Below are 25459 nucleotides of genomic sequence, written 5' to 3'. Positions count from 1 at the left end.
CGTAGGTCGAGAACTTGTAGCCGCGGCGGTACTCGAACTTGTCGACCGCCTTCATGAGGCCGATGTTGCCCTCCTGGATGAGGTCCAGGAACTGCAGGCCGCGGTTGGTGTACTTCTTCGCGATCGAGATGACGAGGCGGAGGTTCGCTTCCACCATCTCCTTCTTCGCTTGCCGCGCCTCGCGCTCGCCCTTCTGCACGGCTTTGACGATGCGGCGGTACTCGGTGATCTCGAGGCCGGTCTCGGTCGCGAGCTCGTGGATGTTGCCACGGATCTGGGCGATGGCCGGGCGCTCGTTCTTGATGAGCTGGCCCCACTTCTTGCCGTTGTCGGCCATGCGGTCGAGCCACGTTTGGTCGAGCTCGTTGCCGAAGTATTCGTCGATGAAGGTTTGCCGCGGCACGCCGTAGCTGTCGGCAAGGCGCATGAGGCGGCCTTCGAGGCCGACCAGACGGCGGTTGATCGAGTAAAGCTGCTCGACGAGGCTCTCGATGCGCGCGTTGTTGAGCGAGAGGCTCTTCACGTCCGTGATGATCTCCTCGCGTAGCTTGTCATAGGCCTTCTGCTGCTGGCGCGAGCCGGACTCGCCGGCCACCTGCTGCTCGAGCTTCTTGTCCTGCTGCTTGCGGAGCTTCTTGTAGGTGCCTGCGATGTTGTCGAAGGTCTCGAGCACCTTGGGCTTCAGCTCGGCTTCCATGGCCGCGAGCGAAAGCGCGTTCTCGAACTCGTCGTCGTCATCGCCTTCGCCCTGCGCAGGCGCGGCCCCATCCTCGCCCCCGGCAGCGCCTTCATCTTCGCCGCCTTCGCCGGCCATCGCCGGCGGCGCCTTGGCCTCGGGGCCTTCATAGGTCGCTTCGAGATCGATGATGTCGCGGAGCAGGATCTTCCCCTCGTTGAGCTCGTCGCGCCAGATGATGATCGCCTGGAAGGTGAGGGGGCTTTCGCAGAGCCCGGCGATCATGGCCTCGCGGCCGGCCTCGATGCGCTTGGCGATGGCGATCTCGCCCTCGCGCGAAAGCAGCTCCACCGAGCCCATCTCGCGCAGGTACATGCGCACGGGATCGTCGGTACGCTCCGTGGGCTCGGCCCGCGTCTCGGAACGCGCCGGCAGGCCGGCCGCGACCACCGAGCGATTCTCGTCGTCGTCGGCATCGGGAGCAGCCGAATCGGCGGCGCCCTCTTCGCCTTCCTCGGTCTCGACGACGTTGATGCCCATGTCGGACAGCATCGCCATCGTGTCCTCGATCTGGTCCGGGGACACTTCCTCGGAGGGCAGAACGGAATTGAGCTCGTCGAGGGTGACGTAGCCACGCGCCTTGGCCGTCTTCAAGAGACGCTTCACCGCCTGGTCGGAAAGATCCAGAAGAGGGCTGTCGCGCTCGGCCGGCTCGGCCGTCGCGGTATCCTGATCTTCGTTCTTTGCAGCGTTTGCCATGTGTCTCAACCGTTGCCAGAGAGAGAGGGAAGGGCGCGTCGTGCGCGCCCGATGGGTTCAAAGCAAGATCTCGCCGGCCGCGCGGCCGCGAGAAAAACGGGTAGTCGGGGAGGTGCCGTGCCCAAGGGCAAGAACCCGGACGACGGCCGCACGCGAGCGAACGGTCTCAGCCTCATCGAGGCCGAACCGCCACTCATCAATGGCCGGGCAGGTCGCGAATCCGAACGTGGCGCTCCCCCTATCGTCAAGACGTTTGACCCGGCGCGGCGGCCGTATCGAAAGAATCCGTCCCGCTCGCGAACTCGAGCTGCCGCTTGAGATCGCAGATGCGGGCAAAAGACGCCTCACTGCGATCCTCGTGCCAAGCTTGCTCCGCCGCTTCCAGCGACCGCTTGAGTCCCACATGCCGATCGTGCATCGCGAGGGCGTGGCGCCAGCCATCCTCCACCTCGGTGCGTTCGGCCTCGGGCTCGGCAAATCGGTCGCTCTTGTGCGAAACGGCCCGTTCGACAAGGGTCAAAACCTTGCCGACACTGGATTTGTTCAAGTGGGTTCGAAGGGTTTCCGTGTCAAGTGAATTGTTAACGGCCTGCGCGGAAAGCATGGCGTCCCGTAGCCGCGAAAGCGCAGTTGAGGTAAACGGCAGTGCCGCGATGGCCTCCGCCTGCTCCTCGATCAGCCAGGGATGGTTGAGCATGACCTTGAGCAACAGGGCTTCGCGGTAGGGTGGCGCCCCGCCTTCGGCCACGACGAGCGCGCTTTTTCTGAGGCTGGAGCTGGCGTTAGCCCGTTCCGTCCCCTGTCCCAGATTGGGCCCGAAACCGCGCCCGCCCCGTTGAAAGCCACGCGCGCTACCTCCCCGTGCAGCAACCTGAGCGGTTGCTCGCCCCCCCTGCACGGCGAAATTCGGGCCGCCGGGGCGCCGGCCGGCGCCTCCCTGCGACCTTTCCGCTCCCGGACGCCAGCCTCCGCCTGGCGGGCCCCAGGCCGAGGCCAGCCGTTCGGACAGTGCCTGCCGGTAGTGGCCACGCACGCTTTCATCTTCGATGCGCCCGATCAGCCCCTTGAGCGTTTTCTCGAGCCCCGCGCGACGCTCCGGCGTCGACCAGTCGCCCTGGCCCCACTCGCGCTCGAACAGCACGTCGATCAGTGGGCGGGCGCGCCCGAGGCAGGCGTCCAGCGCCGCCGCGCCTTGTTGGCGCACGAGGTCGTCGGGATCGAGCCCGTCGGGCAGGAAGGCGAACATGAGGCTCGCGCCCGGCTTCAGGTGCGGCAGCGCCGTGTCGACGGCGCGGAAAGCGGCGCGCTTGCCCGCGCCGTCGCCGTCGAAGCACAGGATCGGCTCGGACGACATGCGCCACAGGAGCTGCAACTGGTCCTCGGTCAACGCCGTGCCGAGTGGCGCCACCGTCTCGGTAAATCCCGCCTCCGCGAGCGAGATCGCGTCCATGTAGCCTTCGACGGCGATGACGCGGTCTTTGTCGTGGGCCGCGAGACGCGCCCGGTGCGCATTGAACAGCAGATGGCCCTTGTGGAAGAGCGGCGTCTCCGGCGAGTTGAGGTACTTGGCGTTCTGCTCCGGATCCAGCGCGCGGCCGCCGAAGGCGACGATACGGCCCTTGGCGTCCGAGATCGGAAACATGACGCGGTGGCGGAAGCGGTCGTACGCGACGGGAATGTCGTCGCCCGCGATCAGCATTCCGGAGAGCGTCATCTCCTCGAGGGTATATCCGGCCTTGGCCAAATGCTCCTTGAGCGCCGAGCGCGAGTTCGGTGCATAGCCGATGCGGAACTGCGCCAGCGTTTCGCGCTTCAAACCCCGCTTCTCGATGTAGCGTCGCGCGTCGCCGCCGCCGGCTCCGGCAAGCGCCGCCTCGAAAAACTTCGCCGCCTCGTCCATGAGCGCCAGAAGCCGCGCGCGCTGGTCCTCGCGCGCTTCGTCGCGCGCGTCCGGCTTCGGCAAGGCCACGCCGGCCTCTTGTGCCAGCCGCTCGACGGCCTCCGGGAAGCTCACGCCTTCGGTCTTCATCAGAAACGTGAAGATGTCGCCGTGCTCGCCCGACGCGAAGCAGTGGTAGAAGCCCTTCTGATCGTTGACGAAGAAGGACGGTGTCTTCTCCACCTTGAAGGGGGAGAGGCCCGAGTACTCGCGGCCTTTGCGCTTCAACGCAACTTTACGCCCCACGACCTGGCTCACCGGGAGCCGGGCGCGGATCTCGTCCAGGAGATGGGGCGAAAATCGCATCGTACCTAAAAAGTCCGCGGCTGTCGGAAAAGCGAGGCGTCACGAGCGCTTACCAGCGTCGGACAGACGTAAATGAAATTTACGCGATTCGCCGATCGGTTCGTCGAACGCTCAGGGTCGTCACGACGCTTGTGAGCACAATCCACAGGGTTGGCAGCGGGCAGCTTGCAACAGGCAGCAAGAAAGCCAGCAAGGATAACGGCTGCCGGCTGCCCGTTGCCTGCTGCCTACTTCAGCAGCTCTTTCAACACCCCGCTGGCGCGGCCGAAGTCCATTTGCCCGGAATAGCGCTCTTTCAGCGCGCCCATGACACGGCCCATGTCCTTGGGGCCCGCCGCGCCGAGCTCGGAAACCAGCGCCGCCACGGCCGCTTTCACGCCCGCTTCGTCCATCTGCTTCGGCAGATAGCCTTCGAGGATGACGATTTCCGCTTTCTCCTGATCGGCGAGATCCGTGCGCCCGGCATTCTCATAGGTGGCGATGCTCTCGCGGCGCTGCTTCACCATTTTCTGCAGGATCGCCACCACCTCCGCGTCGCCCACCTCGACCGGCGGCTGCCCGCCGACCCCGAGCTCCCGGTCCTTGATGGCGGCCGTGATCAGGCGCAGCGTCGTGAGGCGGGCCTTTTCGCCCGACTTCATGGCGTCTTTGACGTCCTGGGTGATGCGCGCGCGCATGGGTAACCTTTCTCCAGAGTCTGGAATTGGCCCGCTATATAGGACACCCGCCGTGCGAACGCGAGGGAGGCATGAGGGGTTGCGAACACGGCGCCCGTCCCCATTTCTTGACGCGGTGGGCCGCCTCGCATAGGGTCCGCCGCGATCCATGGACCCGGCTTCGAGCGGACCAACCTTGCGCAGCGCTCCGCGCGCGAGACCGGCCCGCGCGAGCCTTAAGATAGAGCGCCCGCCCGATGACCGCCACGCCCGCGCCCTGGACCGAGACCCCCTTCACCGCCCGCCTCGTGCTGGACGACGGCACCGTCATTTCCGGCGTTGGCCTCGGCGCCACCGGCAGTGCGGTGGGTGAGGTTTGCTTCAATACGGCCATGACCGGCTACCAGGAAATCCTGACCGACCCCTCCTATGCCGGCCAGATCATCACCTTCACATTTCCGCATATCGGCAACATCGGGACCAATACCGAGGACACCGAGACCTCGAATCTGGCGTCGCGCTCGGGCGTGCGGGGCTGCGTGCTGCGCGCCGAGATCACCGACCCCTCGAACTACCGCGCCGCCGCCCATTTCGACGCCTGGCTGAAGAGCCGCGGCATCGTCGCCATCACCGGCATCGATACCCGCGCGCTCACCGCCCGCATCCGCGAGAAGGGCATGCCGAACGCGGTCATCGCGCACGAGCCCTCGGGCAAGTTCGAGCTCGACAAGTTGAAGGCGGAAGCCAAGGCATGGTCGGGCTTGCTCGGCCTCGATCTGGTTCCCGATGTGACCAGCGGTCAGAGCTACAGCTGGGATGAAACGCGCTGGGTCTGGGGCAAGGGCTACGGCCGCAACGAAAGCCCGGAGTTCCACGTCGTCGCCGTCGACTACGGCCTGAAGCGCAACATCCTGCGCTGCCTCGCCTCCGCCGGCTGCAAGGTGACGGTGGTTCCGGCCAAGACCAAGGCCGAGGACATCCTGGAGCGCAAGCCCGACGGCGTGTTCCTGTCCAACGGTCCCGGCGATCCGGCAGCCACCGGGGAATACGCCGTACCCGAGATCAAGAAGCTGGTGGATTCGGGCCTGCCGTTGTTCGGCATCTGCCTCGGCCACCAGATGCTGGGGCTCGCGCTCGGCGCCAAGACGCGGAAAATGCACCAGGGCCACCACGGCGCCAACCACCCGGTCAAGGACTTCACCACCGAGAAGGTGGAGATCACGTCCATGAATCATGGCTTTACCGTTGACCGCGAGACCCTGCCAAAAGGCGTGGTCGAGACCCACGTTTCCCTTTTTGACGGCACCAACTGTGGCCTGGAGCTGGAGGGCCGCCCGGTGTTCTCGGTGCAGTATCATCCCGAAGCCTCGCCGGGCCCTCAGGATAGCCACTATCTGTTCACTCGTTTCGTGAACAAGATGCGGGAGCGCCGGGGGGCGGCAGTCAAGCCCGAGCGGTAAGCCGGCGCCGCTATCCTGCTAATATTAAAGCTTAGAAATCTTCACATCCGTAGATCGACTTTTTCCCGGCCGGGCGTATAGGATGCGCGCCGATCGATAATAAAAGAGCGCCTAACGCTCGGCAGTCCTGGGAAACGAAGAGACGTCCAAAATGCGCACAACCTTGCTCGCCCTGTCACTCTCCGCCCTCCTGGCGGCGGCTCCGTCGGCGTTCGCCTGCGACGGCAAAGCCGACGTGGAAAACGCTTTCAACGAGCAGCACAAGGCGCCGTGGCGCACCGAGATCGTGTCCAAGGCCGACACCGGCATCGTCCAGACGCAGCAGTTCGATTTCCAGCCGCCGGATCGCATCTACCGCAAGGTGACGTCCGGAGAGGACAAGGCCGAGACCATTGGCGTCGGCCAAACAGCCTGGACCAACGAGGGGGCCGGCTGGCAGGAGATGAAGAAGGGCGTTGCCGATCTTGTCTTCACGCACCTGAGGAGCACGCTCGCCCCGGCCAAGGTCTCCGTCGAGTTCAAGTGCCTCGACAAGGTAACCTACGACGGCAAGAGCTACGTTGGCTATCAGACGGTGCCCGAGACCGTCGAAGGCAAGACTCTCGCCCGCACCATCCTGATCGATCCGGAGAAGAAGCGACCAGCCTTCAATCTCATAGCGCCGCCGGATCTCTCAGGTGAGCCGCTTATGAAGGAATCTTACAGCTATCCCGCTGATATCAATATCGAGAAGCCGCTCTGATCAAGCGGCCGCAAAGAACGAATAAGCCTTGCCGCCGCACGGCGCCGGGAGGCCAAGGAGGAACGACACGATGCGTTTGAAGTTGGTCCCCATCGCCATCGCCCTAGGCGCCCTCGCCGCCGGGCCCGCGCTCGCAGACTGCTCGACCGAGGTGGCGCTTGCCGTCAACTCGCAGGGCAAGCAGAAGTTCATCCGCAAAGAAACGAACATGATCACCGAGGCGGGCCCCACCAAGATGCTCGTCGAGTATCAGACCCCGGACCGCATGCGCCAGGTCCTGACGCCGCTCACCGAGGGCAAGCCCGTCGAGAGCATCGTCGTCGGCGACAAGGCCTGGACCAACAACGGCGATGGCTGGAAGGAGAGCCCGACGCAGGAGGCGGAGCAGCTCGTCCAGTTCATGATCAACAGCATCGCCCAGGTCTACCAGGAGGTCGGCAAGTTCGAGTGCACCGGCCTCGAAACCATCGAAGGGCGTGAGCTGCGCGGCTATCGCGGCCTGAACGAGCCGCCGCCCGGAATTCCCGGCAAGAAAACCACTGAGGGAACGACCACCCAGAACGAAGCCGTGCGCATGGTGTATCTGGACCCCAAGACGGGGTTGCCCGCGCGCAGCATCTTCGCGCGCGCCGGCCATCTCGATAAGCCGATTTTCAAGGAGGTTTATCTCTACCCCGACAAAATCGAGATCGAGCCGCCGAAAGACGTGAAAAAATAGCTGCCGGCCCAATTGATAGCAGCAATTGTGACGAGGGTGTCTCAATGGGCACCCTCGTTTGCTGTCGGGACATGAGCAAGCCCGAGATCAACACGCCGCAGGCACCCCGCAATCATGCCCTAGCCAAACGCGAAAGCCTCGAATAGAACCGGCCTCGCCATGCCCAAACGCACAGATATCGACTCCATTCTCATCATCGGCGCCGGCCCCATCGTTATCGGCCAGGCGTGCGAGTTCGATTATTCCGGCACACAGGCCTGCAAGGCTCTGAAGGCGGAGGGGTACCGGATCATTCTGGTCAACTCCAACCCGGCCACGATCATGACCGATCCGGAGCTGGCGGACGCCACCTACATCGAGCCCATCACGCCCGAGATCGTCGCCAAGATCATCGCCGAGGAGCGCCGTCAGCGCCCGAACGAGAAGCTCGTGCTCCTGCCGACCATGGGCGGCCAGACGGCGCTCAACACCGCGCTGGCTCTGGAGCGCCAGGGCATCCTCGAAGCACAGGGCGTCGAGTTGATCGGCGCCCGCGCCGAGGCCATCGACAAGGCCGAGGACAGGAAGCTCTTCCGCGAGGCCATGGACCGCATCGGGCTCGAGAGCCCGCGCGCCGTCATCGCATCTTCGCCGCCCATCAAGGATGCCGAGGGCCACATCGTCGGTTACGACACGCAGGTTGGCATCGCCGAAGCCCTGCGCGCGCTCGACGTCGTCGGCCTGCCGGCGATCATCCGCCCGGCGTTCACGCTCGGCGGCACTGGCGGCGGCGTCGCCTACAACCGCGAGGAATTCGAGACCATCGTGCGCTCCGGCATCGATGCCTCTCCCGTCGGTCAGATCCTGATCGACGAGAGCCTGCTCGGTTGGAAGGAGTACGAGATGGAGGTCGTCCGCGACAAGGCGGACAACTGCATCATCGTCTGCTCGATCGAGAACATCGATCCCATGGGCGTGCACACCGGCGACAGCATCACGGTGGCGCCCGCCCTTACGCTCACCGACAAAGAATACCAGATCATGCGCGACGCCTCGCTGGCCGTGTTGCGTGAGATCGGCGTCGAGACCGGCGGCTCCAACGTGCAGTTCGCGGTCAACCCCGAAGACGGGCGTCTCGTCGTCATCGAAATGAACCCGCGCGTTTCGCGCTCCTCGGCGCTCGCCTCGAAAGCGACCGGTTTTCCCATCGCCAAGGTCGCGGCACGCCTCGCCGTGGGCTACACGCTCGATGAGCTCGAGAACGACATCACGGGCGGCGCCACGCCCGCTTCCTTCGAGCCCACCATCGACTACGTCGTCACCAAGATCCCGCGTTTCGCCTTCGAGAAATTTCAAGGCGCCGACACCACGCTGACCACCGCCATGCGCTCGGTAGGCGAGGCGATGGCCATCGGCCGCACCTTCGCCGAGAGCCTGCAGAAGGCGTTGCGCTCCATGGAGACCGGTCTCACCGGCCTCGATGACATCGATCTCGAAGGGCTCGGCCAGGGCGACGACAAGAACATCATCCGCGCCGCTTTGGGCCGTCCGACGCCGGACCGCCTGCTCAAGGTGGCGCAGGCGCTGCGCCTCGGCCTCGATGCCGAGCAGGTGCACGCTTCCTGCAAGATCGACCCGTGGTTCATCGCCCGCATCAAGGAGATCCTCGACGTCGAGGCCCGCGTGAAAGCACACGGTCTGCCCAAGTCGGCCGAGCATTTCCGTTTCCTGAAGTCCATGGGCTTTTCGGATGCGCGCCTGGCCAAGCTCGCGGGCAAGACGGAGACCGACGTGCGCGATGCGCGCCATGCGCTTGCCGTGCGCCCGGTCTTCAAGCGCATCGACACCTGCGCGGCCGAGTTCGCCTCGCCGACGGCCTACATGTATTCGACCTACGAGCGCGGACTGGTTCTCTCGGAGACGGGCGAAGGCAAACCCGCCTGCGAATCCGCCCCCACGGACCGCGAGAAGATCATCATTCTCGGCGGCGGCCCGAACCGCATCGGCCAGGGCATCGAGTTCGACTACTGCTGCTGTCACGCCTGCTTTGCGCTGACCGCCGCGGGTTACGAGACCATCATGGTCAACTGCAATCCGGAAACCGTCTCTACCGACTACGACACGTCGGATCGGCTCTATTTCGAGCCGCTGACGGCCGAGGATGTGCTCGAGATCATTCGCCGCGAGCAGGAGAACGGCAAGGTCAAGGGCGTCATCGTGCAGTTCGGCGGACAGACGCCGCTGAAGCTCGCGAGCGCGCTCGAGGAAGCCGGCGTGCCGATCCTCGGCACGTCGCCCGATGCCATCGACCTCGCCGAGGACCGCGACCGCTTCAAGGCGCTCATCGAAAAGCTCGGGTTGCGCCAGCCCGAGAGCGGCATCGCGGCCACCCCGCAGGAGGCCGCGGCCATTGCCGAGCGCGTGAGCTTCCCCGTGGTCATCCGCCCGTCCTACGTCTTGGGCGGCCGCGCCATGGAGATCGTCCACGACCGCAGCGAGGTCGACCGCTACATCACCCGTCTTTCGGCGACGCTTGACCGCCCGTCGGAACTGGTCGTCTCCGCCAAGCGTCCGCTTCTCATCGACCGCTATCTCGCCGACGCGACCGAGGTCGATGTCGATTGCCTGTCCGATGGAAAGGATACCTTCGTCGCCGGCATCATGGAGCACATCGAGGAAGCCGGCATCCACTCCGGCGATTCCGCCTGCTCGCTGCCGCCGTACTCGTTGTCGCCGAAGATTGTCGCCGAGCTCGAGCGCCAGGCGCGCGAGCTTGCGCTGGCGCTCGGAGTCGTCGGCCTCATGAACGTCCAATTCGCCATCAAGGACGACGAGGTCTACGTGCTCGAGGTCAATCCGCGCGCCTCCCGCACGGTGCCCTTCGTGGCCAAGGTGATCGGACTTCCGGTCGCCGCCATCGCCGCCGAGATCATGGCCGGCCGCGCGCTCGCCAGCTTTGCATTGAAGCCGGGCAAGATCGACCACATCGCCGTCAAGGAAGCCGTGTTCCCGTTTGCCCGCTTCCCGGGCGTCGATCCGATCCTCGGCCCCGAGATGCGCTCGACGGGCGAGGTGATGGGCATCGATCGCGATTTTTCGATTGCGTTCGCCAAGAGCCAGCTCGGCGCAGGGCAGAAACTGCCGATCACCGGCACGGTTTTCGTCTCGGTCAAGGATGGCGACAAGGATCGCATCGTTGCGCCGCTCCGTGAGCTGACCGAGCTCGGATTCAAGGTCATTGCCACGCGTGGCACGCGTCGCCATCTGCTCGCCAACGGCGTGCAATGCGAAGTTGTGAACAAGGTGTTGGAGGGGCGGCCCCATATCGTGGACGCCATGAAGAACGGCGACGTGGCCCTGGTTTTCAACACCACCGAGGGCGCCAAGGCCGTGGCCGACAGCAAGGACATCCGGCGCACGGCCTTGCTTCACCACATTCCATATTATACAACTTTGGCCGGTGCGGTCGCAGTAACGCGTGCGATCAAAGCGCTGAAGGCCGATATCCTCAAGGTGGCCCCGCTGCAGGCCTACGTAGGCCGCGCCTCTTGAGACTTTTGGCCACCTAGAAGCGTTATCCCGAGACCAAGTCCCATACAGAGTACAGGGATTTCACGACGTAGGGTGCTGGCCTCCGGTCAGGCCGAATGGGAGACTTTAGCGATGTCGATGGAACGTGTTCCGATGACCACCGAGGGCTTCAAGCACCTCGAGGCGGAGCTGCAGCGCCTCAAGGCGGAGGAGCGTCCTCGCATCATCCAGGCCATCGCCGAAGCGCGCTCCCACGGCGACCTTTCGGAGAACGCGGAATACCACGCCGCCAAGGAGGCTCAGGGCCTCAATGAGGCCAAGGTGGCCGAGCTCGAGGACAAGATCGGCCGCGCCGAGATCGTCGACACCTCGAAGCTGTCCGGCGAAACGATCAAGTTCGGCGCCACCGTCACGCTCGTCGACGAGGACACCGACGAGAAGGTCAAATACAAGATCGTCGGCGACCTGGAGGCGGACGTGCGCTCGGGCAAGATCTCGATCTCGAGCCCCATCGCGCGCGCGCTCATCGGCAAGTCGAAGGGCGACACCGCCGAGGTCACGACGCCCAAAGGCGCCCGCTCCTACGAAGTGCTCAAGGTGGAATGGAAGTAACGTGAAGCGGCAAGCCTGACGCGTGTTGGGACCGAAGCGTCCTGGCCCGCTGCCGCGCCGGAGTTGATCAGTTGGAAAAGGACGCGAGCGCCAACACCGGGCTTCCGCCTTCGGCGTTTGCCTACACGTCCTTCCGCCTCTACTGGATGGCGCGCTTCCTCAACGGCTTCGCGACGCAGATCATCTCTGTTGCCGTCGGCTGGCAGATCTACGACGAGACGCGAAACGCTTTCCTGCTTGGCCTCGTAGGCCTCGTGCAGTTTGCTCCCGCCGTGGTCTTGGTACTTGTCACCGGCAGCGTCGCCGACCGCTATAGCCGCCGTGCCGTCGTAGGCCTTTCGATCGCTCTCGAAGCCGTCTGCGTCGCCGCGCTCGCCGCCTTCTGGATTGTTCACGCCGGCCGCACGGAAGATCACGGCGTCGTCTGGCCGGTGTTTGCCATCCTGACGCTCTTTGGCGTTGCGCGTGCGTTCCTGATGCCCGCCGTGCAGTCGCTCGCGGCCAATCTCGTGCCGCGCGAGTCCTTCCCCAACGCCGTGGCCTGGAACTCGTCGGCGATGCAGGCATCCTTCACCATCGGACCCGCCGTGGGCGGCCTGCTCTACGGCCTCTCCTCGCTCGTGCCGTATGCGGTGTCGTTCGCACTCTTCGGCGCCGCCGCTTTGCTGACGGTCCTCATTCCGAAGACGGAGCAGAAGACGACGTCCGAGCCGCCCTCGATGGAGACCATGCTCGCGGGCTTCCGCTATATCTGGAGCCACCCCGTCGTGCTCGGCGCCATCTCGCTCGACATGTTCGCCGTGCTCATGGGCGGCGCGACCGCGCTATTGCCGGTCTTCGCGCGCGACATTCTCGATGTGGGCCCGTGGGGCCTCGGCTTCCTGCGCTCGGCGGCGGGCGTCGGCGCGCTCGTCATGGTCGTGTGGCTCGTGCGCAATCCGATCCGCGACCACGCCGGCAAGGTGATGTTCGCTTGCGTCGCGATCTACGGCGCCGCCATCGTTATCTTTGGCCTTTCGACCACGCTCTGGCTTTCGCTGCCCGCGCTTTTCATCATGGGCGCGGCCGACATGGTGAGCGTCAACGTGCGCTCCTCGCTCATCCAGCTCGCGACGCCCGATGATCTGCGCGGCCGCGTGACCGCGGTCAACAGCGTCTTCATCGGCGCCTCGAACGAGGTGGGCGAATTCCGCGCCGGCAGCATGGCGGCGTTGATCGGCGCCGTGCCTGCGGTCGTGATCGGCGGCGCGGCAACTCTCGCCATTACCGGTCTTTGGACGCGCCTCTTCCCCGATCTCTACAACAAGCGCCGCCTGACCTGACCGCTCGCTGACGTCTCACTCTTCCTCGACCTCCGTCAGCAGCACGCCCGGAGCGAATTTGGCCCGCCGGATGGCGAGATTGGTCTTCACGCTGGCGACGTTCGGCGCCGCGGTCAGCTCCTTGAGCACGAAATCCTGAAACGACGGCAAGTCGGGCGCCACGCACTTCAGGATGTAGTCGCTCTCGCCGGAGAGCATGTAGGCTTCCCGCACCATGGGCCAGCCGAGCACGCGGTTCTCGAACGCGCGCAGATCCGGCTCTGCCTGATTGTGCAAGCCCACCATTGCGAACGCGGTGAGCTCGAAGCCGAGCGCGCGCTCGTCGACCAACGCCGTATAGCCCTGGATCACGCCCGCATCCTCGAGCGCCCGCACACGCCTGAGGCACGGCGGCGCTGAGAGGCCGACGCGCTGCGCCAGCGCGACGTTGGTCAGTGCGCCGTCGGCGATCAGCTCGCGCAGAATGCGCCGGTCGGTTGAATCGAGGCGGAGGGGCATCGGATCACTCCTGCAGCTTTCCCTCCGCGTACGGCAGCAGCGCAACAAATGCAAAGAACATTTGCTTCTGACGTACCTACAATTGCGCGATCTACAACCCGCCGAAAGACTCGACAGCCGGCGCCGGAGCCTCGAAGGTGCGCCCATGCAGAATTCCGGACCGGTGACGGACGAGGGAAAGGCACGACCGCTTGCGGGCGCCCGCGCCTGGATCATCAGCGACGGGAAAGCAGGTCACGAGGCGCTCTGTCTCGGGGTTGCCGAAGCGCTGGGGCTGGCCGTGGAATGGAAGCGCATCGCCCCATCCGGCATCTGGAAGACACTGGCCCCGTGGGGCCCCGTCGCGCCCCGGGAGCGCTTCGGCCAACCCGGCACGCTGTTCGCGCCGCCCTGGCCGCAGATCGCGCTGGCTGCCGGACGCACCACCACGCCTTACATTCGCGCCCTGAAGAAAAAAGCCGGACTCAAGACCTTCACCGTCGTCATGATGGATTCGAAGACCGGACCCCGCACGGCGGATCTCTTCTGGGTGCCCGAGCACGACAAGCGCCGCGGCCCGAACGTCGTGTCCACCCTCACGGCCCCGCACCCGCTCTCGCCGGCGCGCATCGCCGACATCCGGTCTCGCTCCGATGCGGCCATCGACGCCCTGAACGCCCCACGCCTCGCTGTCCTCGTCGGCGGACCCAACGACCGCTACAGGTACTCGCCGCAGGTCATCGACAGGCTCGCGACCCTGGTGCGCTCGGCGGCCGAGCTCGGCGCAGGACTCATGATCACGGTCTCGCGCCGTACGCCGCCGGAGCTGGTCGCCGCCCTCGACCGCGCGGTGAAGGACGCCCGCGCCATCTTCTGGAAAGGCGAGGGCAGAAATCCGTACCCTGAGTTCGTCGCCAAGGCCGATGCCTTCCTGGTCACCGCCGACAGCATCAACATGGCGGGCGAGGCGGCGGCCACGGGGAAGCCGATCTACGTCTTCGAGCCCGACGGCGGTGCCGAGAAGTTCAACGCCTTCCATGCGGCCATGAGCGACCGCGGCATCACGCGCGCCGCGCCCGACCGTTTCATCGCCATCGGTGAGTGGAGCTATACGCCGCTCTACGCCGCCAACGCCGTCGCCGACGAGATCGCCCTCCGCTGGCACCGCCGCCGCACCATGCTTCCAGGCTTGACGTAGGCGCCCGAAGCGGGCACGCCCGGAGCCCGAGCAATCACCGAGGAGGCGCCCGATGATCACGGCCGGCGGAACCGTCGCCTCTGACCGCCCGCTGTCGCTGCCCGCACGCCTCTGGCGCTGGATCGAGATGGCGATCCTATTCGGCGGCGGCCCGCTCGCAATGTACTGGCTCGTCCACGGCGAGAAGCTTCCCGCCTTCAAGCTGCTCTTCGGCGACAAGATTCCGATTTTCGTGGCGCTGCTGCCGGTGCTCGCCATCGCCGTCGTGATGCTCATCGCCGACCCGACGTTCCGGTTGCGGGACGAGCTGCGCCAAGGCATCCGCTGGCGCAACGGCCTCACGATCGCGATGATCTTCCTCATCGCCGGCAGCGCGGCGGCGCTGTGGATCCAGCATCATCATCCCGATTGGTTCCTGGAGTTTCCGACCAACCGGCCCGAGACCTACAAGCGCATCATGATCGGCTACCCGCTGTTCTCCGTGGCGGCGCAGGAACTGCTCTACCGAACGTTCTTCTTCCATCGCTACGGGCCGCTGTTCGGCACGCACGTCGGGCTGATCGTGATCGTCAACGGGGTGCTGTTCGGTTTCGCCCACGTCGTCATGGATTCGACGTTCGCCGTTGCCGCGACAGCGCTCGGAGGCCTGATCCTCGCCGCGCGCTACGCCGTCACGCGCTCCTACTGGTCCGTGTTCGTCGAGCACACGCTGTGGGGCTGGCTGATCTTCACCATCGGCTTCGGCCGCTACTTCTTCACGGGCGTCTCGAACGTATAGACCGCAATCGACCCCTATCTGCACGCAGCAAGAATTCCTGCGCCTCAAACTCGTCCGATTTGTAAAGTGACGCCGCAGCGCCTTCGGGATTAGATCCCGGCGGACTCGTGAGCCGAGGGAGGTCAACGCTGGAACGCGCATTAAGCGGCCGCAAGGCCTGGCTGTTCAGCGACGGAAAGACGGGTAACGACGTGCAGTCACTCGGCGTTGCGCACGCGCTGGGGCTCGATGTGACGCTGAAGCACGTGGCGCCCGAAGGTCTGCACAGGCTTCTGTCGCCGTGGATCGGCGTCGCGCGCCGCGAGCGCTTCGGCAGCCCGGATAGCGTGTTCGCGCCGCCCTGGCCCGATATCGCCATTGCCGTGGGGCGGCTCACGACGCCTTACATCCGGGCGCTGAAGCGCTGCGCCGGGAACCGCACCTTCACCGTGATCCTGCAGGATCCCAAGGTACCGTTGTCCACTGCGGATCTCTTCTGGGTGCCGGAGCACGACCGCCTGCGCGGACCCAATGTCATCACGACGCTCACCGCCCCGCACGGCTTCACCGCGGACCGGATGCGCGCGCTCGCGCGCGAGGTTCCGCCTTTCATTGCTCCGCTACCCAAGCCGCGCGCCGCGATCATGCTCGGTGGATCCAATGGCGACTATGTCTATTCGGCAGCGGCCCTCGCGCGCCTCGCGAATGTCATCAATGCCATGGGCGCGTGCGGAGCAAGCCTGCTCATCACGCCGTCGCGCCGCACTGAGCCCGCCATCGTCGCTTGCGCCACGGCCGCTGCGAAGCCGTATCCCCATCTCGTCTGGGACATGAGCGGCGACAATCCGTATCCGATGTTCCTGGCCCACGCCGACCTGTTCCTCGCACCGGCCGACAGCGTCAACATGACGGGAGAGCCGTGTGCGACGGGGCGCCCTGTGTACGTATTCCACCCCGATGGCGGCTCCGCAAAGTTCGACCGTTTCCACGCCGCGGTCATGCACCACGGTGCGACGCGTCGCGTGCCGGAGCCGCTGCAAACGCTCGAAACCTGGACTTACGAGCCGCTGCAGTCTGCGGGCGCTATCGCTCGCGAAATCGAGCGCCGCGCGACAAGCGCATGGTTGCAAAGCGCAGCCGTCTAAACCGCGTGGGAACACCTGGGCTGGTCACTTTACCGATCAGTATGATGCGGCCGCGGCGGTAATGCAGCATGTCTATTTGCAACAGCAACAGCTGGGAGCGGACGTCATGTCTATTTCCGCTGATGACGTTGTCATGTCGCTTCTCGATGCCTTCCCCCGCGCGCGCCAAGCCGACGAGCCCTATCGCTACTGGTTCGCCACCCGATGCCTTCCGCCTGAGCTTCTCGATGAGATACGGGCGCTTCCGTTCGTCGCCCCGGATCTCGAAGGCATGTCCGGCAAGCGTGAGCTGCACAATCAGAGCCGGCGCTATTTCGACGTCGAGGCGCGCACGGCCTTCGCCTGTGTCGCCGGAACCGCAACCGCATTCCAGGACACGCGCGTCACCGATGCGATCGAGGGCATCTTCGGCGCGCGGCTGCGCGGCACCTCACTCCGCATCGAGTATGCGCAGGATGTGGATGGCTTCTGGCTCGAACCGCACACGGACATCGGCGTCAAGATGTTCACCTTCCTGCTCTACCTGTCGAAGGATATGGCCCATGCGGATCTGGGCACCGATATTTACGATCACGACAAGCAGTGGGTGGGCCGTACACCCTACTACGCCAACACCGGCATGATCTTCGTGCCGTCGAGCAACACCTACCATGGCTTCGAGAAGCGGCCGATCGAGGGCGTGCGCAAGCTCCTGGTCATCAACTACGTGACGCAGGATTGGCAGGCCCGCGAGCAGCTCGCTTTTCCCGGGCAGGCGATCGGGGAGTCCGCCGCGGCTGTCTCCTGAAACGTTGGTTGGACACACCGTTGCTCTTCACCCCCGCCGGTCCTGCATGATCTCGAGCTGCAGCTGCTGGATCTCGGCCAGGCGCTGCCACTGCTTGTTGATCAGGTGGTCGAGCTTCTCATGCAGGTGGCGGATCTCGAGCTCCGCCTTGAGGTTCACCTGATAGTCGTTGAGCGAGCGCAGGCGGTCCTTCGCCTCCTGCCGCTTCTGGCTCATCATGATGATCGGCGCCTGCAGCGCGGCGAGGCACGACAGCACCAGGTTGAGCAGGATGAAGGGATAGGGGTCGAACGCGCTGCCGGTCCCGCGCGCGACGTTGTAGGCCATCCACACGCAGAGCAGCGCGAGGAAGCTCAGGATGAAGACCCAGCTTCCGCCGAAGCTCGCCAGATGATCGGACACCATCTCGCCGAAGGTGCGTTTCTCCTCGAAATGCTCCTCGACGTTCTCGGAGAGCGTTTCGTGCGTCGCCAGGCTGTCGGCCACCCGCTGCTCGAGCTCGCTGATCTCGCCCGTCTCGTCGCGCAACAGCTCCTCGACGTAGAGAGATCGATAGCGCTCGAGCTCCGATTTGGCGATCAGGGCATCCGCGGGCAGGTCCGGGTGCTCGCGCCGGATGCGCTCGGCGAGGTTCGGCCGCACGGTTTCGAGGTTGACGAGTAGCCGGCGCGGCAGCTCGCGCCCGCTGACGGCACAGGTGGACTTGGCATTGGCGGCGTTGGCGTGGTTCGACATGGAGGAGCCTCGGCGGGGAGCGGATACTTGGGAAAAATTGGCGTGGCCCGGGGTAAAGGGCAATAAGCGCACGCGTTACGCTTCGGTAATTCGGGGCCCGAAAGCCGGTGATTGAGATTGCCGGGACGATCCGCTAGAACACGGCCAAATCTCCGAAACCTTGCAAGCGAAGGAAGAGGCGCCCTCATGGCTGCGGCCCACCAGTACGTCTACCACATGCACAAGCTCTCCAAGACCTATCCGGGGGGCAAGCAGGTTCTGAAGGACATCTCGCTGTCGTTCCTGCCGGGCGCCAAGATCGGCGTCGTCGGCCTGAACGGCGCCGGCAAGTCGACACTGCTGAAGATCATGTCCGGCACCGTCGATGACTTCCTGGGCGAGGCCAAGCCCGCCGACGGTATCAAGGTCGGTTATCTGCCCCAGGAGCCGGAGCTCGATCCCGAGAAGGATGTGCTCGGCAACGCCATGGAGGGCGTGGCGGAGAAAAAAGCCATCCTCGACCGCTACAACGAGATCGCCGCCAACTACTCCGAGGAGACCGCCGACGAGATGACGGCGCTCCAGGACCAGATCGACGCCGGCAACCTGTGGGATCTCGACACCCAGGTCGAGCAGGCACTCGATGCGCTCCGCTGCCCGCCGGGCGACGCCGATGTGACCAAGCTCTCCGGCGGCGAGAAGCGTCGCGTCGCGCTGACCCGCCTTTTGCTCTCCAAGCCCGACATCCTGCTCCTCGACGAGCCGACCAACCATCTCGACGCCGAGAGCGTCGCCTGGCTCGAGCACTTCCTCAAGGAATACACGGGCTGCGTGATCCTCGTCACCCACGACCGCTACTTCCTCGACAACCTGACCGACTGGACGCTGGAGCTGGACCGCGGCCAGGGCGTGCCGTGGAAGGGCAACTACTCGAGCTGGCTCGAGCAGAAGGCCAAGCGCGCTGAAAGCGAGAAGGCCGCCGAGGAAAGCCGGCAGAAGCAGATGGCGCGCGAGCTGGAATGGATCCGCTCCTCGCCCAAGGCCCGTCAGGCAAAGTCCAAGGCGCGTATCTCCGCCTACGACAAGCTCGTCGAACAGGCCGGACGCGAGGACGTGGGCAAGGCCTCATTCCAGATCGCCGCCGGTCCGCGCCTCGGCGACATGGTCATCGAGGCGGAAGGGCTTTCGAAAGCCTTCGGCGATCGCCTCCTGATCGATAACCTGTCGTTCAAGCTGCCTCCGGGCGGCATCGTCGGCGTCATCGGCCCCAACGGCGCCGGCAAGACGACGCTGTTCAAGATGCTGACCGGCGTCGAGACGCCCGACGGGGGCACCATCAAGCTCGGGCCCACGGTCAAGCTCTCCTATGTCGATCAGAGCCGCAGCCACCTCGACGACAAGAAGACCGTCTGGGAGGAGATCTCGGGCGGCCTCGACATCATGAAGTTCGGCGACAAGCGCGAGATGAGCTCGCGCGCCTACTGCGGCTGGTTCAACCTCAAGGGCCCCGACCAGCAGAAGAAGGTCGGCCTGCTGTCCGGCGGCGAGCGCAATCGCGTGCACCTCGCCAAAATGCTGAAGGAGGGCGGCAACCTGCTGCTCCTCGACGAGCCCACCAACGACCTCGACACCGAAACGCTGGGCGCGCTCGAAGCCGCGCTCGAGGATTTCCCCGGCTGCGCCGTGGTCATCTCGCATGATCGCTTCTTCCTCGACCGCCTCGCGACCCACATCCTCGCCTTCGAGGGCGACAGCCACGTCGAATGGTTCGAGGGCAACTTCGAGGCCTACGAGGAGGACAAGAAACGCCGCCTCGGCGACGCCGCCGTGGAGCCCCACCGCATCAAGTACAAGCGCTTCGAGCGGTAAGTCGGCGCCGGCGGCCGGCTCCGCACAGCGGAGTCGCCGGCGCAAAGGAACGTGCGCCCCACCGCATCAAGTACAAGCGCTTCGAGCGGTAAGTCGTCGCCGGCGGCCGGCGGCCGGCTCCGCGCAGCGGTAGCTAGGGCACGCCGGCAATCGCACCCTCAGGTGTCATCCTCGGCTTTATGCCGAGGATCCACGGATCGGCTGGCTTGGGAGCAAATTTTGACATGGATCCTCGGGACAAGCCCGAGAATGACATCGTGGCGAAAGCCCTCGCCGTCGGGGTTCGACCCTATCAAATACAAACGCTTCGAGCGGTAGCTACTTCACATACGCCCGGTCGAGGTTGCGCGCCTTGTCGAGGTTGACGATGGCATCGCGCCCCACCAGCTCCTCGATGTGAGCTGAGGCCAGGTCGGCGGCGTTGAAGTCGGCCCCCGCAACGTTGGCCCCCGTGAAGTCCGCTCCCGCCAGCCCCGCTCCGGCGAGGATGCTGCCGCTGAGATCGGCGTTCTTGAGCGAGGCGAACTCCAGCACGGCGCCGATCAGCCCGGCATGTGTAATCTTGGCGCCGTCGAGCTTGGCCGATCGCAGGATGAATGGATGGCGCCGGCTGTCGCGGGCTGGCACGCCGCCCGTCATGTTGATGCCGTCGAGATTGGCTTCGACCAGGCTCGCCTGCGTCATGTCGCACGCCACGTGCGCCTGTGCCAGGTTGGCGCCGTCGAGTTTGGCGCGCAAAAGCTGCGCCGAGATAAGGCTCGCGCCCGCGAGGTTGGCGCCCGAGAGATCCGCCTCGACGCCCCACGCCTGATCGAGCTTGGCACCCGCGAGGTTTGCGCCGGTCAGCTTGGTGCCGTTGAGGCGGGCCGCAAAAAGGTTCGCGCCGTGCAGGTCGAGCCCCGAAAGATCCAGCCGGTTAAGCTGCTTGCCGCTGAAGTCGACGCCGCCGTTGGCGCCCGCGGCCGCGATGGCCGCCCTGACCTCGTCGACCGTCACGTCGGCCTTCGTGAATGCGTCCGAGTTGAAGTCGATGTATTGCCACATGTCCTCCGCGCGCGAGGTGGGCGCGGCGGCGCACACGAGAAGCAGGAGGGCTGCGAGCCCGAATGTCGGCTTGAGAGCCATCGAAACGTCCTTTGTAATGCAGTCGAGGAAGACTTTTGGCCAGGAAAACGCCCAAAGACAAGGAATCGATCGGTATGCCGCTGACCCTCTACGCTCATCCCTTTTCATCCTACTGCCAGAAGGTGCTGATCGCGCTCTATGAGAACGCGACGCCGTTCGCCTACCGGACGCTCGGTCCGGACGATCCCGCGGCCGTCGAGGAGTGGGCGGCGCTCTGGCCACAGAAGCGCATGCCGGTCCTCGTCGACGGCGGGCGCACGGTGTTGGAATCGAGCGTCATCATCGAATATCTCGCGCTGCATTATCCCGGACCGGTGCGCCTCGTTCCAGCCGATCCCGAGCCCGCGCTCGACGTGCGCAGGCTCGACCGCATCTTCGACAACTACGTGATGACGCCGATGCAGAAGATCGTGCTGGACCACCTGCGGCCGGAGGCCGACCGCGACTCCTATGGCGTCCGGCAGGCGCGCGAGATGCTCGACACGTCCTACCGCTGGCTCGATGCAGATCTCGCCGGGAAGGACTGGGCCGCAGGGACTGAGTTCGGTCTCGCCGATTGCGCCGCCGCCCCGTCGCTTTTCTACGCCGACTGGGTGCACGAGATCCCCGCCGCGTGTGCCAGCCTCAAGGACTATCGCAAGCGTCTCCTGGCTCGCCCATCCGTCGCACGCGCCGTCGACGAGGCGCGCTCTTACCGCCACTTCTTCCCGCCCGGCGCGCCGGACCGCGACTAGAGTGCTTCCGGAAAAGTGGGAACCGGTCATGGCGAAGCCATGCCAACGACGGAGCCCGATAGGAAGCACGACCAAGCAACGCGGCGGCGTCGCCGAAACGACGCGGTCCCCAAAAAAATTCACGCTAAGCCCTGACGCCGATTGACCCCACCGGCCACGCGAATTTGAATGTTTTACGACAGTGCGTCGGGGGAGGGCTGCCCATGACGGGCCTGATTGCCACGAGCCACTTGAACGTTTGCGCCGTGGCCGCGCTTTGCTTCGTGGCCCTCGGATCGGCGCCCGCACTCGCGCTCCAGACGAGCCCTAGCGACATGCTGCAGGATCTCGGTGACGATGTTCACGAGCTGCCGGCGATGGATGGCAGCGGCGAAATGGTCTACCTCGACTTCAACGCGCCTCTCGACCGCATCATCGGCGCTCTGCTGCGCACATCCTCCTATCAGTGGCCCTACAACGCATTTGAATCGTTGGTAAAAAAGCACGGCCGCAGCAAGGTGCGCGCGGCCATCGCCAACCACCTGCGCGCCCTGTCGGACCGCGAGCTTTTGAAGACGCACAAAGGTGCCGCGGAAGATACGATGTCGCCGCTATCGGAGCTTCACCTTCCGCGCGATACCTGGCTCGAGAAATAGAAGCGGTCAGTCCGGGTCCGGATAGACGCCGCGCAGCACCTCGTCGAAATGCTCCTTCACGCTCGCGTTGCAAAGGCAGGAGCGCGCATGGAGCGCCTCGCGATCGCGGACGACGAGCGCCCCGCGCCGGGTCTCGAGCAGGCCATCGGCCTTGAAGACTTGGATGACGCGGCTCGTGTAGCTGCGCCCCACGCCGAGCATCGATGCCAGCTCCTCGTGTGTCAGCGGCACCGTATGGTCACCCGTCCGGTCCATGGCGGCCAGGATCCACTTTGCGGTCCGCTGCTCGATCGAATGGATGGCGTTGCAGGCCGTCGATTGGAAGACCTGCGCAAAAAGGCAGTCCGCGTAGCGCGCGAACAGATATCTGAGGCTTGGCGAGCGCTGCTTGGCCGCCTCGAGATGGACGACCGGCAACTGCGCGAAGGGGCCGCCGAACTTCACCACGATCCGGCAGTAGGCCGGCAGGTTCCCGGCACTGACGATGCCACCCACCGCGCCCTCGCGGCCGATGAGAATGGTCTCTACGTCGTTGCCGTCGACGTTCGTGACCTGGAACGACGCCAGGCTCGGACCGCACGGGAAATAGACCGTCTCCACATTATCCCGCGGCTTGTACAGCAGCTCTCCGCTCTGCCGCTCGACGGGCGTCAGATGCGGCGCGATCAAAGCGAAGTCGGCCGGGCGCAACGCCCGCAAAAGATTGCTTTCGAAGGAAATCTCGTCGCCGGATGGCGCGCTGCTGGAAGTCGGTGGCACTGCACAGTCCTCGTGGATGGGTCTGCCTCTTGTGTGCACAAGTGCACAGACAGCGCAAGCGCGGTCTGGTTGAGTGGGTCCGTGATCTCACACGGCGCTGACGCAGCAAACGAGCCTGACGCTTCGGGAATGGCTCGATACCTGGCTCCTCCAACGCAAGCTGCGGTGCGCCTGAGGCGAACGCAGAGCCTGCGTCCCTCAACCCCAGCGGGCCACCTCACGTCGTCTCGGCTCCTTTCCGGAAACATGCGATGGACAACCCCGACCTCCCGTACCAACCTGCGCCGCCGCGCAGTCCTCCAAACGACGTGCTCGTCGTCGAGGACAATTACATGATCGCGATCGACACCGCCGACATGCTGCGCGAGATCGGCATCGAGACGGTCCGCACTGCGGGCAGCGTGGAACAGGCGCTTGAAATGATTGCTGCGCAGGCCCCGCAATATGGCCTGCTCGACGTGAACATGGGCGGAGAGATGAGTTTCACCATTGCCGATCACCTGCTCGCACTCGGCATCCCGTTCGCCTTTGCCACCGGATACGGCGACCAGTACGCCTTTCCTCAGCATTTTTCCGCCACGCCGATGGTGGTGAAGCCCTACTCGCCGGAGAGGTTGCGCACGGTTCTCATGGGCGATCCGTAGCAGGAGCCCGGAGGGCGGGCCCTCGCCGCCCATCGCGACGCATTTCCGACAATCGCCGTTCCCCGTATAACGCGCTTGGCCGTATCGACGCGCCATAGCACGGGGAAGCCGCACGACCATGGGTCTCGTCAGCCTCTACACACGCGCGCTGGGCATGCTCTCGGCGGAGCGGGGGCTCGCGGCCCTCCTCGCGGTGGCCTCCGTCGCCATCGGCGTCGTGCAGCTCGCCGAGCCGATCCTGTTCGGGCGCGTGGTCGATGCGCTTTCGAAGGGCGAGGCCGCATTCCCCACCATCGGACTCTGGGCCGCGCTCGGATTGTTCGGCATTCTGGCGGGTGTCATCGTCGCCGTGTTCGCCGACCGTCTCGCCCATCGCCGCCGTCTCGCCGCCATGTCGGAAGCCTTCGAGCGCGCCATGACGCTGCCGCAGGGCTATCACGCCGAGCGCGGCTCGGGCGCCGTGATCCGCTCCATCGTGCGCGGCACCGAGGTGCTGTTCTGGTTGTGGCTCGGGGCCTTGCGCGAGCAATTGACCGCCGTCGCCGGCATCGTGCTTCTGGTGCCGACGGCACTCGGCATGGATATGCGCATGGCCGCCATCCTGGCGCTGCTCGCCGTCACCTACGTCGTCCTCAACACCTTCGTCATGCGCAAGACCATGTCCGGGCAGGCGAACGTCGAGCGCTACAACTCGGCTGTCTTCAGCCGTGTCGGTGACGTCATCGGCAACGTGACGGTGGTGCAGAGCTATGCGCGCTTGCGCGCCGAGGCAGACGCCATGCAGGCGGTGATGAGCGACCTTCTTTCCGCGCAATATCCCGTGCTGACCTGGTGGGGCGTCCTGACTGTCCTGCAGCGGGCCGCGGCGACGATCACCATGGTCGCGGTGTTCGCCATGGGCGCGCTGCTCGCGGGACGCGGCGAGCTCTCCGTCGGCGAGATTGTCTCCTTCGTCGGCTTTGCAAGCCTTCTGATCTCCAAGCTCGACCAGATCTCGGGTTTCGTCACCGCGCTCCATCGTCAGGCGCCATCGCTGCAGGGATATTTCGCGCTCGTCGATGAGCCGGACGGCATCGTCGAAAAGCCGGGTGCACCCGATCTGCCGCCGGTCCGCGGCGAGGTGCGCTATGACGGCGTGAGCTTCCGTTTTCCTGCAACGGAGCAGGGCGTGCACGAGTTGAGCTTCGTTGCCGCGCCCGGCAAGACCGTTGCGCTGGTGGGCCCGACGGGATCCGGCAAGTCGACCACGCTGTCTCTGTTGCTCCGGCTGCGCGCCGCCGACAGCGGGCGGATCCTCGTCGACGGGCGTGACATCACGGATGTGACACTGGCCTCCCTGCGCCGCCAGATCGCCGTCGTGTTTCAGGATGCCGGCCTGTTCAACCGCTCCATCGGCGACAACATCGCCGTCGGCCGCCCGAACGCGACCATGGCCGAGGTGGAGAACGCCGCCCGCCTCGCCGAGGCTCACGACTTCATCAGTGCCAAGCCCGATGGCTACGGTTTCGTGATCGGTGAGCGCGGTGCTGCGCTGTCCGGCGGCGAGCGTCAGCGCCTCGCCATCGCGCGCGCCATCTTGAAGGATGCTCCCATCCTCATTCTCGATGAGGCGACGAGCGCGCTCGACGCCGAGACGGAAGCGCGCATCAAGCGTGCGCTCGACCGGCTCCGGGCCGGCCGCACGACCTTCATCATCGCCCATCGCCTGTCCACGGTCGCCAACGCCGACGAGATCCTCGTCCTCGACAAGGGACGCATCGTCGAGCGCGGCCGCTTCGTCGAGCTCGCCGCCGGCAAGGGCATCTTCTCGCGCATGGTGGCGGAGGGAGGGTTTGTCGTGCCGAAGGCGCGCGAGGAAGACGTGCCGAAGGCGCGCGAGGAAGACGTGCCGAAGGCGCGCGAGGAAGACGTGCCG

At 65.3% G+C, this 25459-nt stretch carries 22 protein-coding genes; 15 read left to right on the top strand and 7 right to left on the bottom strand.

The features are described from left to right. The 3 genes from QZV93_RS15790 to QZV93_RS15780 all read right to left on the bottom strand — a co-directional run. Positions 1-1435: sigma-70 family RNA polymerase sigma factor (locus tag QZV93_RS15790; RefSeq protein ID WP_295559585.1), on the bottom strand; the 1435-nt coding region annotated here is incomplete at its 3' end. 244 nt (positions 1436-1679) lie between these two features. Beyond that, entirely contained in the window at positions 1680-3680 is a 2001-nt protein-coding gene (gene dnaG, locus QZV93_RS15785) for a DNA primase (protein ID WP_295559584.1), read from the bottom strand. Positions 3681-3907: 227 nt separating this feature from the next. After that, the gene (locus tag QZV93_RS15780; RefSeq protein WP_295559583.1) at positions 3908-4357 is read right to left on the bottom strand and encodes a GatB/YqeY domain-containing protein; all 450 of its coding nucleotides are present in this window, start codon (positions 4355-4357) and stop codon (positions 3908-3910) included. 236 nt (positions 4358-4593) lie between these two features. Here QZV93_RS15780 and carA point away from each other — a divergent pair, with 236 nt between their 5' ends. From carA to QZV93_RS15750, 6 genes are all read left to right on the top strand, one after another. Then, positions 4594-5796: a glutamine-hydrolyzing carbamoyl-phosphate synthase small subunit gene (gene carA, locus QZV93_RS15775; protein ID WP_295559582.1), complete on the top strand. Its 1203-nt coding sequence runs from the start codon at positions 4594-4596 to the stop codon at positions 5794-5796. A 151-nt stretch (positions 5797-5947) separates the two neighbouring features. Continuing rightward, entirely contained in the window at positions 5948-6538 is a 591-nt protein-coding gene (locus QZV93_RS15770; protein ID WP_295559581.1) for a hypothetical protein, read from the top strand. Between the two features lie 70 nt (positions 6539-6608). After that, complete coding sequence (locus QZV93_RS15765) at positions 6609-7256, top strand: hypothetical protein (protein WP_295559580.1); 648 nt, start codon at positions 6609-6611, stop codon at positions 7254-7256. A gap of 159 nt (positions 7257-7415) precedes the next feature. Then, positions 7416-10787: a carbamoyl-phosphate synthase large subunit gene (gene carB, locus QZV93_RS15760; RefSeq protein WP_295559579.1), complete on the top strand. Its 3372-nt coding sequence runs from the start codon at positions 7416-7418 to the stop codon at positions 10785-10787. A gap of 117 nt (positions 10788-10904) precedes the next feature. Further along, positions 10905-11378 carry a transcription elongation factor GreA gene (greA, locus tag QZV93_RS15755; RefSeq protein WP_295559586.1) on the top strand — a complete coding sequence of 158 codons (474 nt, stop codon included), beginning with the start codon at positions 10905-10907 and terminating at the stop codon, positions 11376-11378. A gap of 71 nt (positions 11379-11449) precedes the next feature. Next, positions 11450-12700: an MFS transporter gene (locus tag QZV93_RS15750; protein WP_295559578.1), complete on the top strand. Its 1251-nt coding sequence runs from the start codon at positions 11450-11452 to the stop codon at positions 12698-12700. A 15-nt stretch (positions 12701-12715) separates the two neighbouring features. Here the strand turns inward: QZV93_RS15750 and QZV93_RS15745 are convergent, their stop codons facing one another. Beyond that, positions 12716-13198, bottom strand: a complete 483-nt coding sequence (locus QZV93_RS15745) for an Lrp/AsnC family transcriptional regulator (protein ID WP_295559577.1) — start codon at positions 13196-13198, stop codon at positions 12716-12718. 145 nt (positions 13199-13343) lie between these two features. On the opposite strand from QZV93_RS15745, the gene QZV93_RS15740 reads away from it, so the two are divergent. The 4 genes from QZV93_RS15740 to QZV93_RS15725 all read left to right on the top strand — a co-directional run bounded on the left by QZV93_RS15740 (position 13344) and on the right by QZV93_RS15725 (position 17064). Further along, complete coding sequence (locus QZV93_RS15740; protein WP_295559576.1) at positions 13344-14375, top strand: mitochondrial fission ELM1 family protein; 1032 nt, start codon at positions 13344-13346, stop codon at positions 14373-14375. 52 nt (positions 14376-14427) lie between these two features. Next, positions 14428-15153 carry a CPBP family intramembrane glutamic endopeptidase gene (locus QZV93_RS15735; protein ID WP_295559575.1) on the top strand — a complete coding sequence of 242 codons (726 nt, stop codon included), beginning with the start codon at positions 14428-14430 and terminating at the stop codon, positions 15151-15153. Positions 15154-15260: 107 nt separating this feature from the next. Continuing rightward, positions 15261-16277 (top strand): mitochondrial fission ELM1 family protein, encoded by a 1017-nt coding sequence (locus QZV93_RS15730; protein WP_295559574.1) that lies wholly within the window; start codon positions 15261-15263, stop codon positions 16275-16277. 106 nt (positions 16278-16383) lie between these two features. Next, positions 16384-17064 carry a 2OG-Fe(II) oxygenase gene (locus QZV93_RS15725; RefSeq protein WP_295559573.1) on the top strand — a complete coding sequence of 227 codons (681 nt, stop codon included), beginning with the start codon at positions 16384-16386 and terminating at the stop codon, positions 17062-17064. Between the two features lie 27 nt (positions 17065-17091). Here the strand turns inward: QZV93_RS15725 and QZV93_RS15720 are convergent, their stop codons facing one another. Then, positions 17092-17799 (bottom strand): DUF1003 domain-containing protein, encoded by a 708-nt coding sequence (locus QZV93_RS15720; RefSeq protein ID WP_295559572.1) that lies wholly within the window; start codon positions 17797-17799, stop codon positions 17092-17094. A 186-nt stretch (positions 17800-17985) separates the two neighbouring features. Between QZV93_RS15720 and ettA the strand changes: the two genes are divergently transcribed. Continuing rightward, positions 17986-19647, top strand: a complete 1662-nt coding sequence (gene ettA, locus QZV93_RS15715; protein WP_295559571.1) for an energy-dependent translational throttle protein EttA — start codon at positions 17986-17988, stop codon at positions 19645-19647. Between the two features lie 318 nt (positions 19648-19965). Here the strand turns inward: ettA and QZV93_RS15710 are convergent, their stop codons facing one another. Continuing rightward, complete coding sequence (locus QZV93_RS15710) at positions 19966-20772, bottom strand: pentapeptide repeat-containing protein (RefSeq protein WP_295559570.1); 807 nt, start codon at positions 20770-20772, stop codon at positions 19966-19968. A gap of 74 nt (positions 20773-20846) precedes the next feature. Here QZV93_RS15710 and QZV93_RS15705 point away from each other — a divergent pair, with 74 nt between their 5' ends. Then, positions 20847-21506 (top strand): glutathione S-transferase family protein, encoded by a 660-nt coding sequence (locus QZV93_RS15705; RefSeq protein WP_295559569.1) that lies wholly within the window; start codon positions 20847-20849, stop codon positions 21504-21506. A 203-nt stretch (positions 21507-21709) separates the two neighbouring features. Further along, positions 21710-22141, top strand: coding sequence for a hypothetical protein (locus QZV93_RS15700; protein WP_295559568.1), 432 nt, complete (start codon positions 21710-21712; stop codon positions 22139-22141). A 6-nt stretch (positions 22142-22147) separates the two neighbouring features. Here the strand turns inward: QZV93_RS15700 and QZV93_RS15695 are convergent, their stop codons facing one another. Further along, positions 22148-22900, bottom strand: coding sequence for a Crp/Fnr family transcriptional regulator (locus tag QZV93_RS15695; protein WP_295559567.1), 753 nt, complete (start codon positions 22898-22900; stop codon positions 22148-22150). Between the two features lie 251 nt (positions 22901-23151). Here QZV93_RS15695 and QZV93_RS15690 point away from each other — a divergent pair, with 251 nt between their 5' ends. Both QZV93_RS15690 and QZV93_RS15685 read left to right on the top strand, forming a co-directional pair. After that, a complete protein-coding gene (locus QZV93_RS15690) occupies positions 23152-23544 on the top strand; it encodes a response regulator (protein WP_295559566.1) in 393 nt (130 codons plus the stop codon). A 118-nt stretch (positions 23545-23662) separates the two neighbouring features. Then, a partial coding sequence (locus tag QZV93_RS15685) for a glucan ABC transporter ATP-binding protein/ permease (RefSeq protein ID WP_295559565.1) occupies positions 23663-25459 on the top strand: 1797 nt, incomplete at its 3' end.

Origin of the sequence: uncultured Hyphomicrobium sp. (assembly GCF_902826555.1) — a bacterium.
In the GTDB taxonomy this organism is placed as follows: Bacteria; Pseudomonadota; Alphaproteobacteria; order Rhizobiales; family Hyphomicrobiaceae; genus Hyphomicrobium_C.
The sequence above is the reverse complement of the archived record's forward strand: the minus strand, read 5'-3'. Positions and strand labels throughout refer to the sequence as shown.

Excerpts from the sequence above, each read along its gene's own strand:
- dnaG (WP_295559584.1), bottom strand. The coding sequence starts at position 3,680 with ATGCGATTTTCGCCCCATCTCCTGGACGAGATCCGCGCCCGGCTCCCG.
- QZV93_RS15780 (WP_295559583.1), bottom strand. The coding sequence starts at position 4,357 with ATGCGCGCGCGCATCACCCAGGACGTCAAAGACGCCATGAAGTCGGGC.
- carA (WP_295559582.1), top strand. The coding sequence starts at position 4,594 with ATGACCGCCACGCCCGCGCCCTGGACCGAGACCCCCTTCACCGCCCGC.
- QZV93_RS15770 (WP_295559581.1), top strand. The coding sequence starts at position 5,948 with ATGCGCACAACCTTGCTCGCCCTGTCACTCTCCGCCCTCCTGGCGGCG.
- QZV93_RS15765 (WP_295559580.1), top strand. The coding sequence starts at position 6,609 with ATGCGTTTGAAGTTGGTCCCCATCGCCATCGCCCTAGGCGCCCTCGCC.
- carB (WP_295559579.1), top strand. The coding sequence starts at position 7,416 with ATGCCCAAACGCACAGATATCGACTCCATTCTCATCATCGGCGCCGGC.
- greA (WP_295559586.1), top strand. The coding sequence starts at position 10,905 with ATGGAACGTGTTCCGATGACCACCGAGGGCTTCAAGCACCTCGAGGCG.
- QZV93_RS15745 (WP_295559577.1), bottom strand. The coding sequence starts at position 13,198 with ATGCCCCTCCGCCTCGATTCAACCGACCGGCGCATTCTGCGCGAGCTG.
- QZV93_RS15740 (WP_295559576.1), top strand. The coding sequence starts at position 13,344 with ATGCAGAATTCCGGACCGGTGACGGACGAGGGAAAGGCACGACCGCTT.
- QZV93_RS15735 (WP_295559575.1), top strand. The coding sequence starts at position 14,428 with ATGATCACGGCCGGCGGAACCGTCGCCTCTGACCGCCCGCTGTCGCTG.
- QZV93_RS15725 (WP_295559573.1), top strand. The coding sequence starts at position 16,384 with ATGTCTATTTCCGCTGATGACGTTGTCATGTCGCTTCTCGATGCCTTC.
- QZV93_RS15720 (WP_295559572.1), bottom strand. The coding sequence starts at position 17,799 with ATGTCGAACCACGCCAACGCCGCCAATGCCAAGTCCACCTGTGCCGTC.
- ettA (WP_295559571.1), top strand. The coding sequence starts at position 17,986 with ATGGCTGCGGCCCACCAGTACGTCTACCACATGCACAAGCTCTCCAAG.
- QZV93_RS15710 (WP_295559570.1), bottom strand. The coding sequence starts at position 20,772 with ATGGCTCTCAAGCCGACATTCGGGCTCGCAGCCCTCCTGCTTCTCGTG.
- QZV93_RS15705 (WP_295559569.1), top strand. The coding sequence starts at position 20,847 with ATGCCGCTGACCCTCTACGCTCATCCCTTTTCATCCTACTGCCAGAAG.
- QZV93_RS15700 (WP_295559568.1), top strand. The coding sequence starts at position 21,710 with ATGACGGGCCTGATTGCCACGAGCCACTTGAACGTTTGCGCCGTGGCC.
- QZV93_RS15690 (WP_295559566.1), top strand. The coding sequence starts at position 23,152 with ATGGACAACCCCGACCTCCCGTACCAACCTGCGCCGCCGCGCAGTCCT.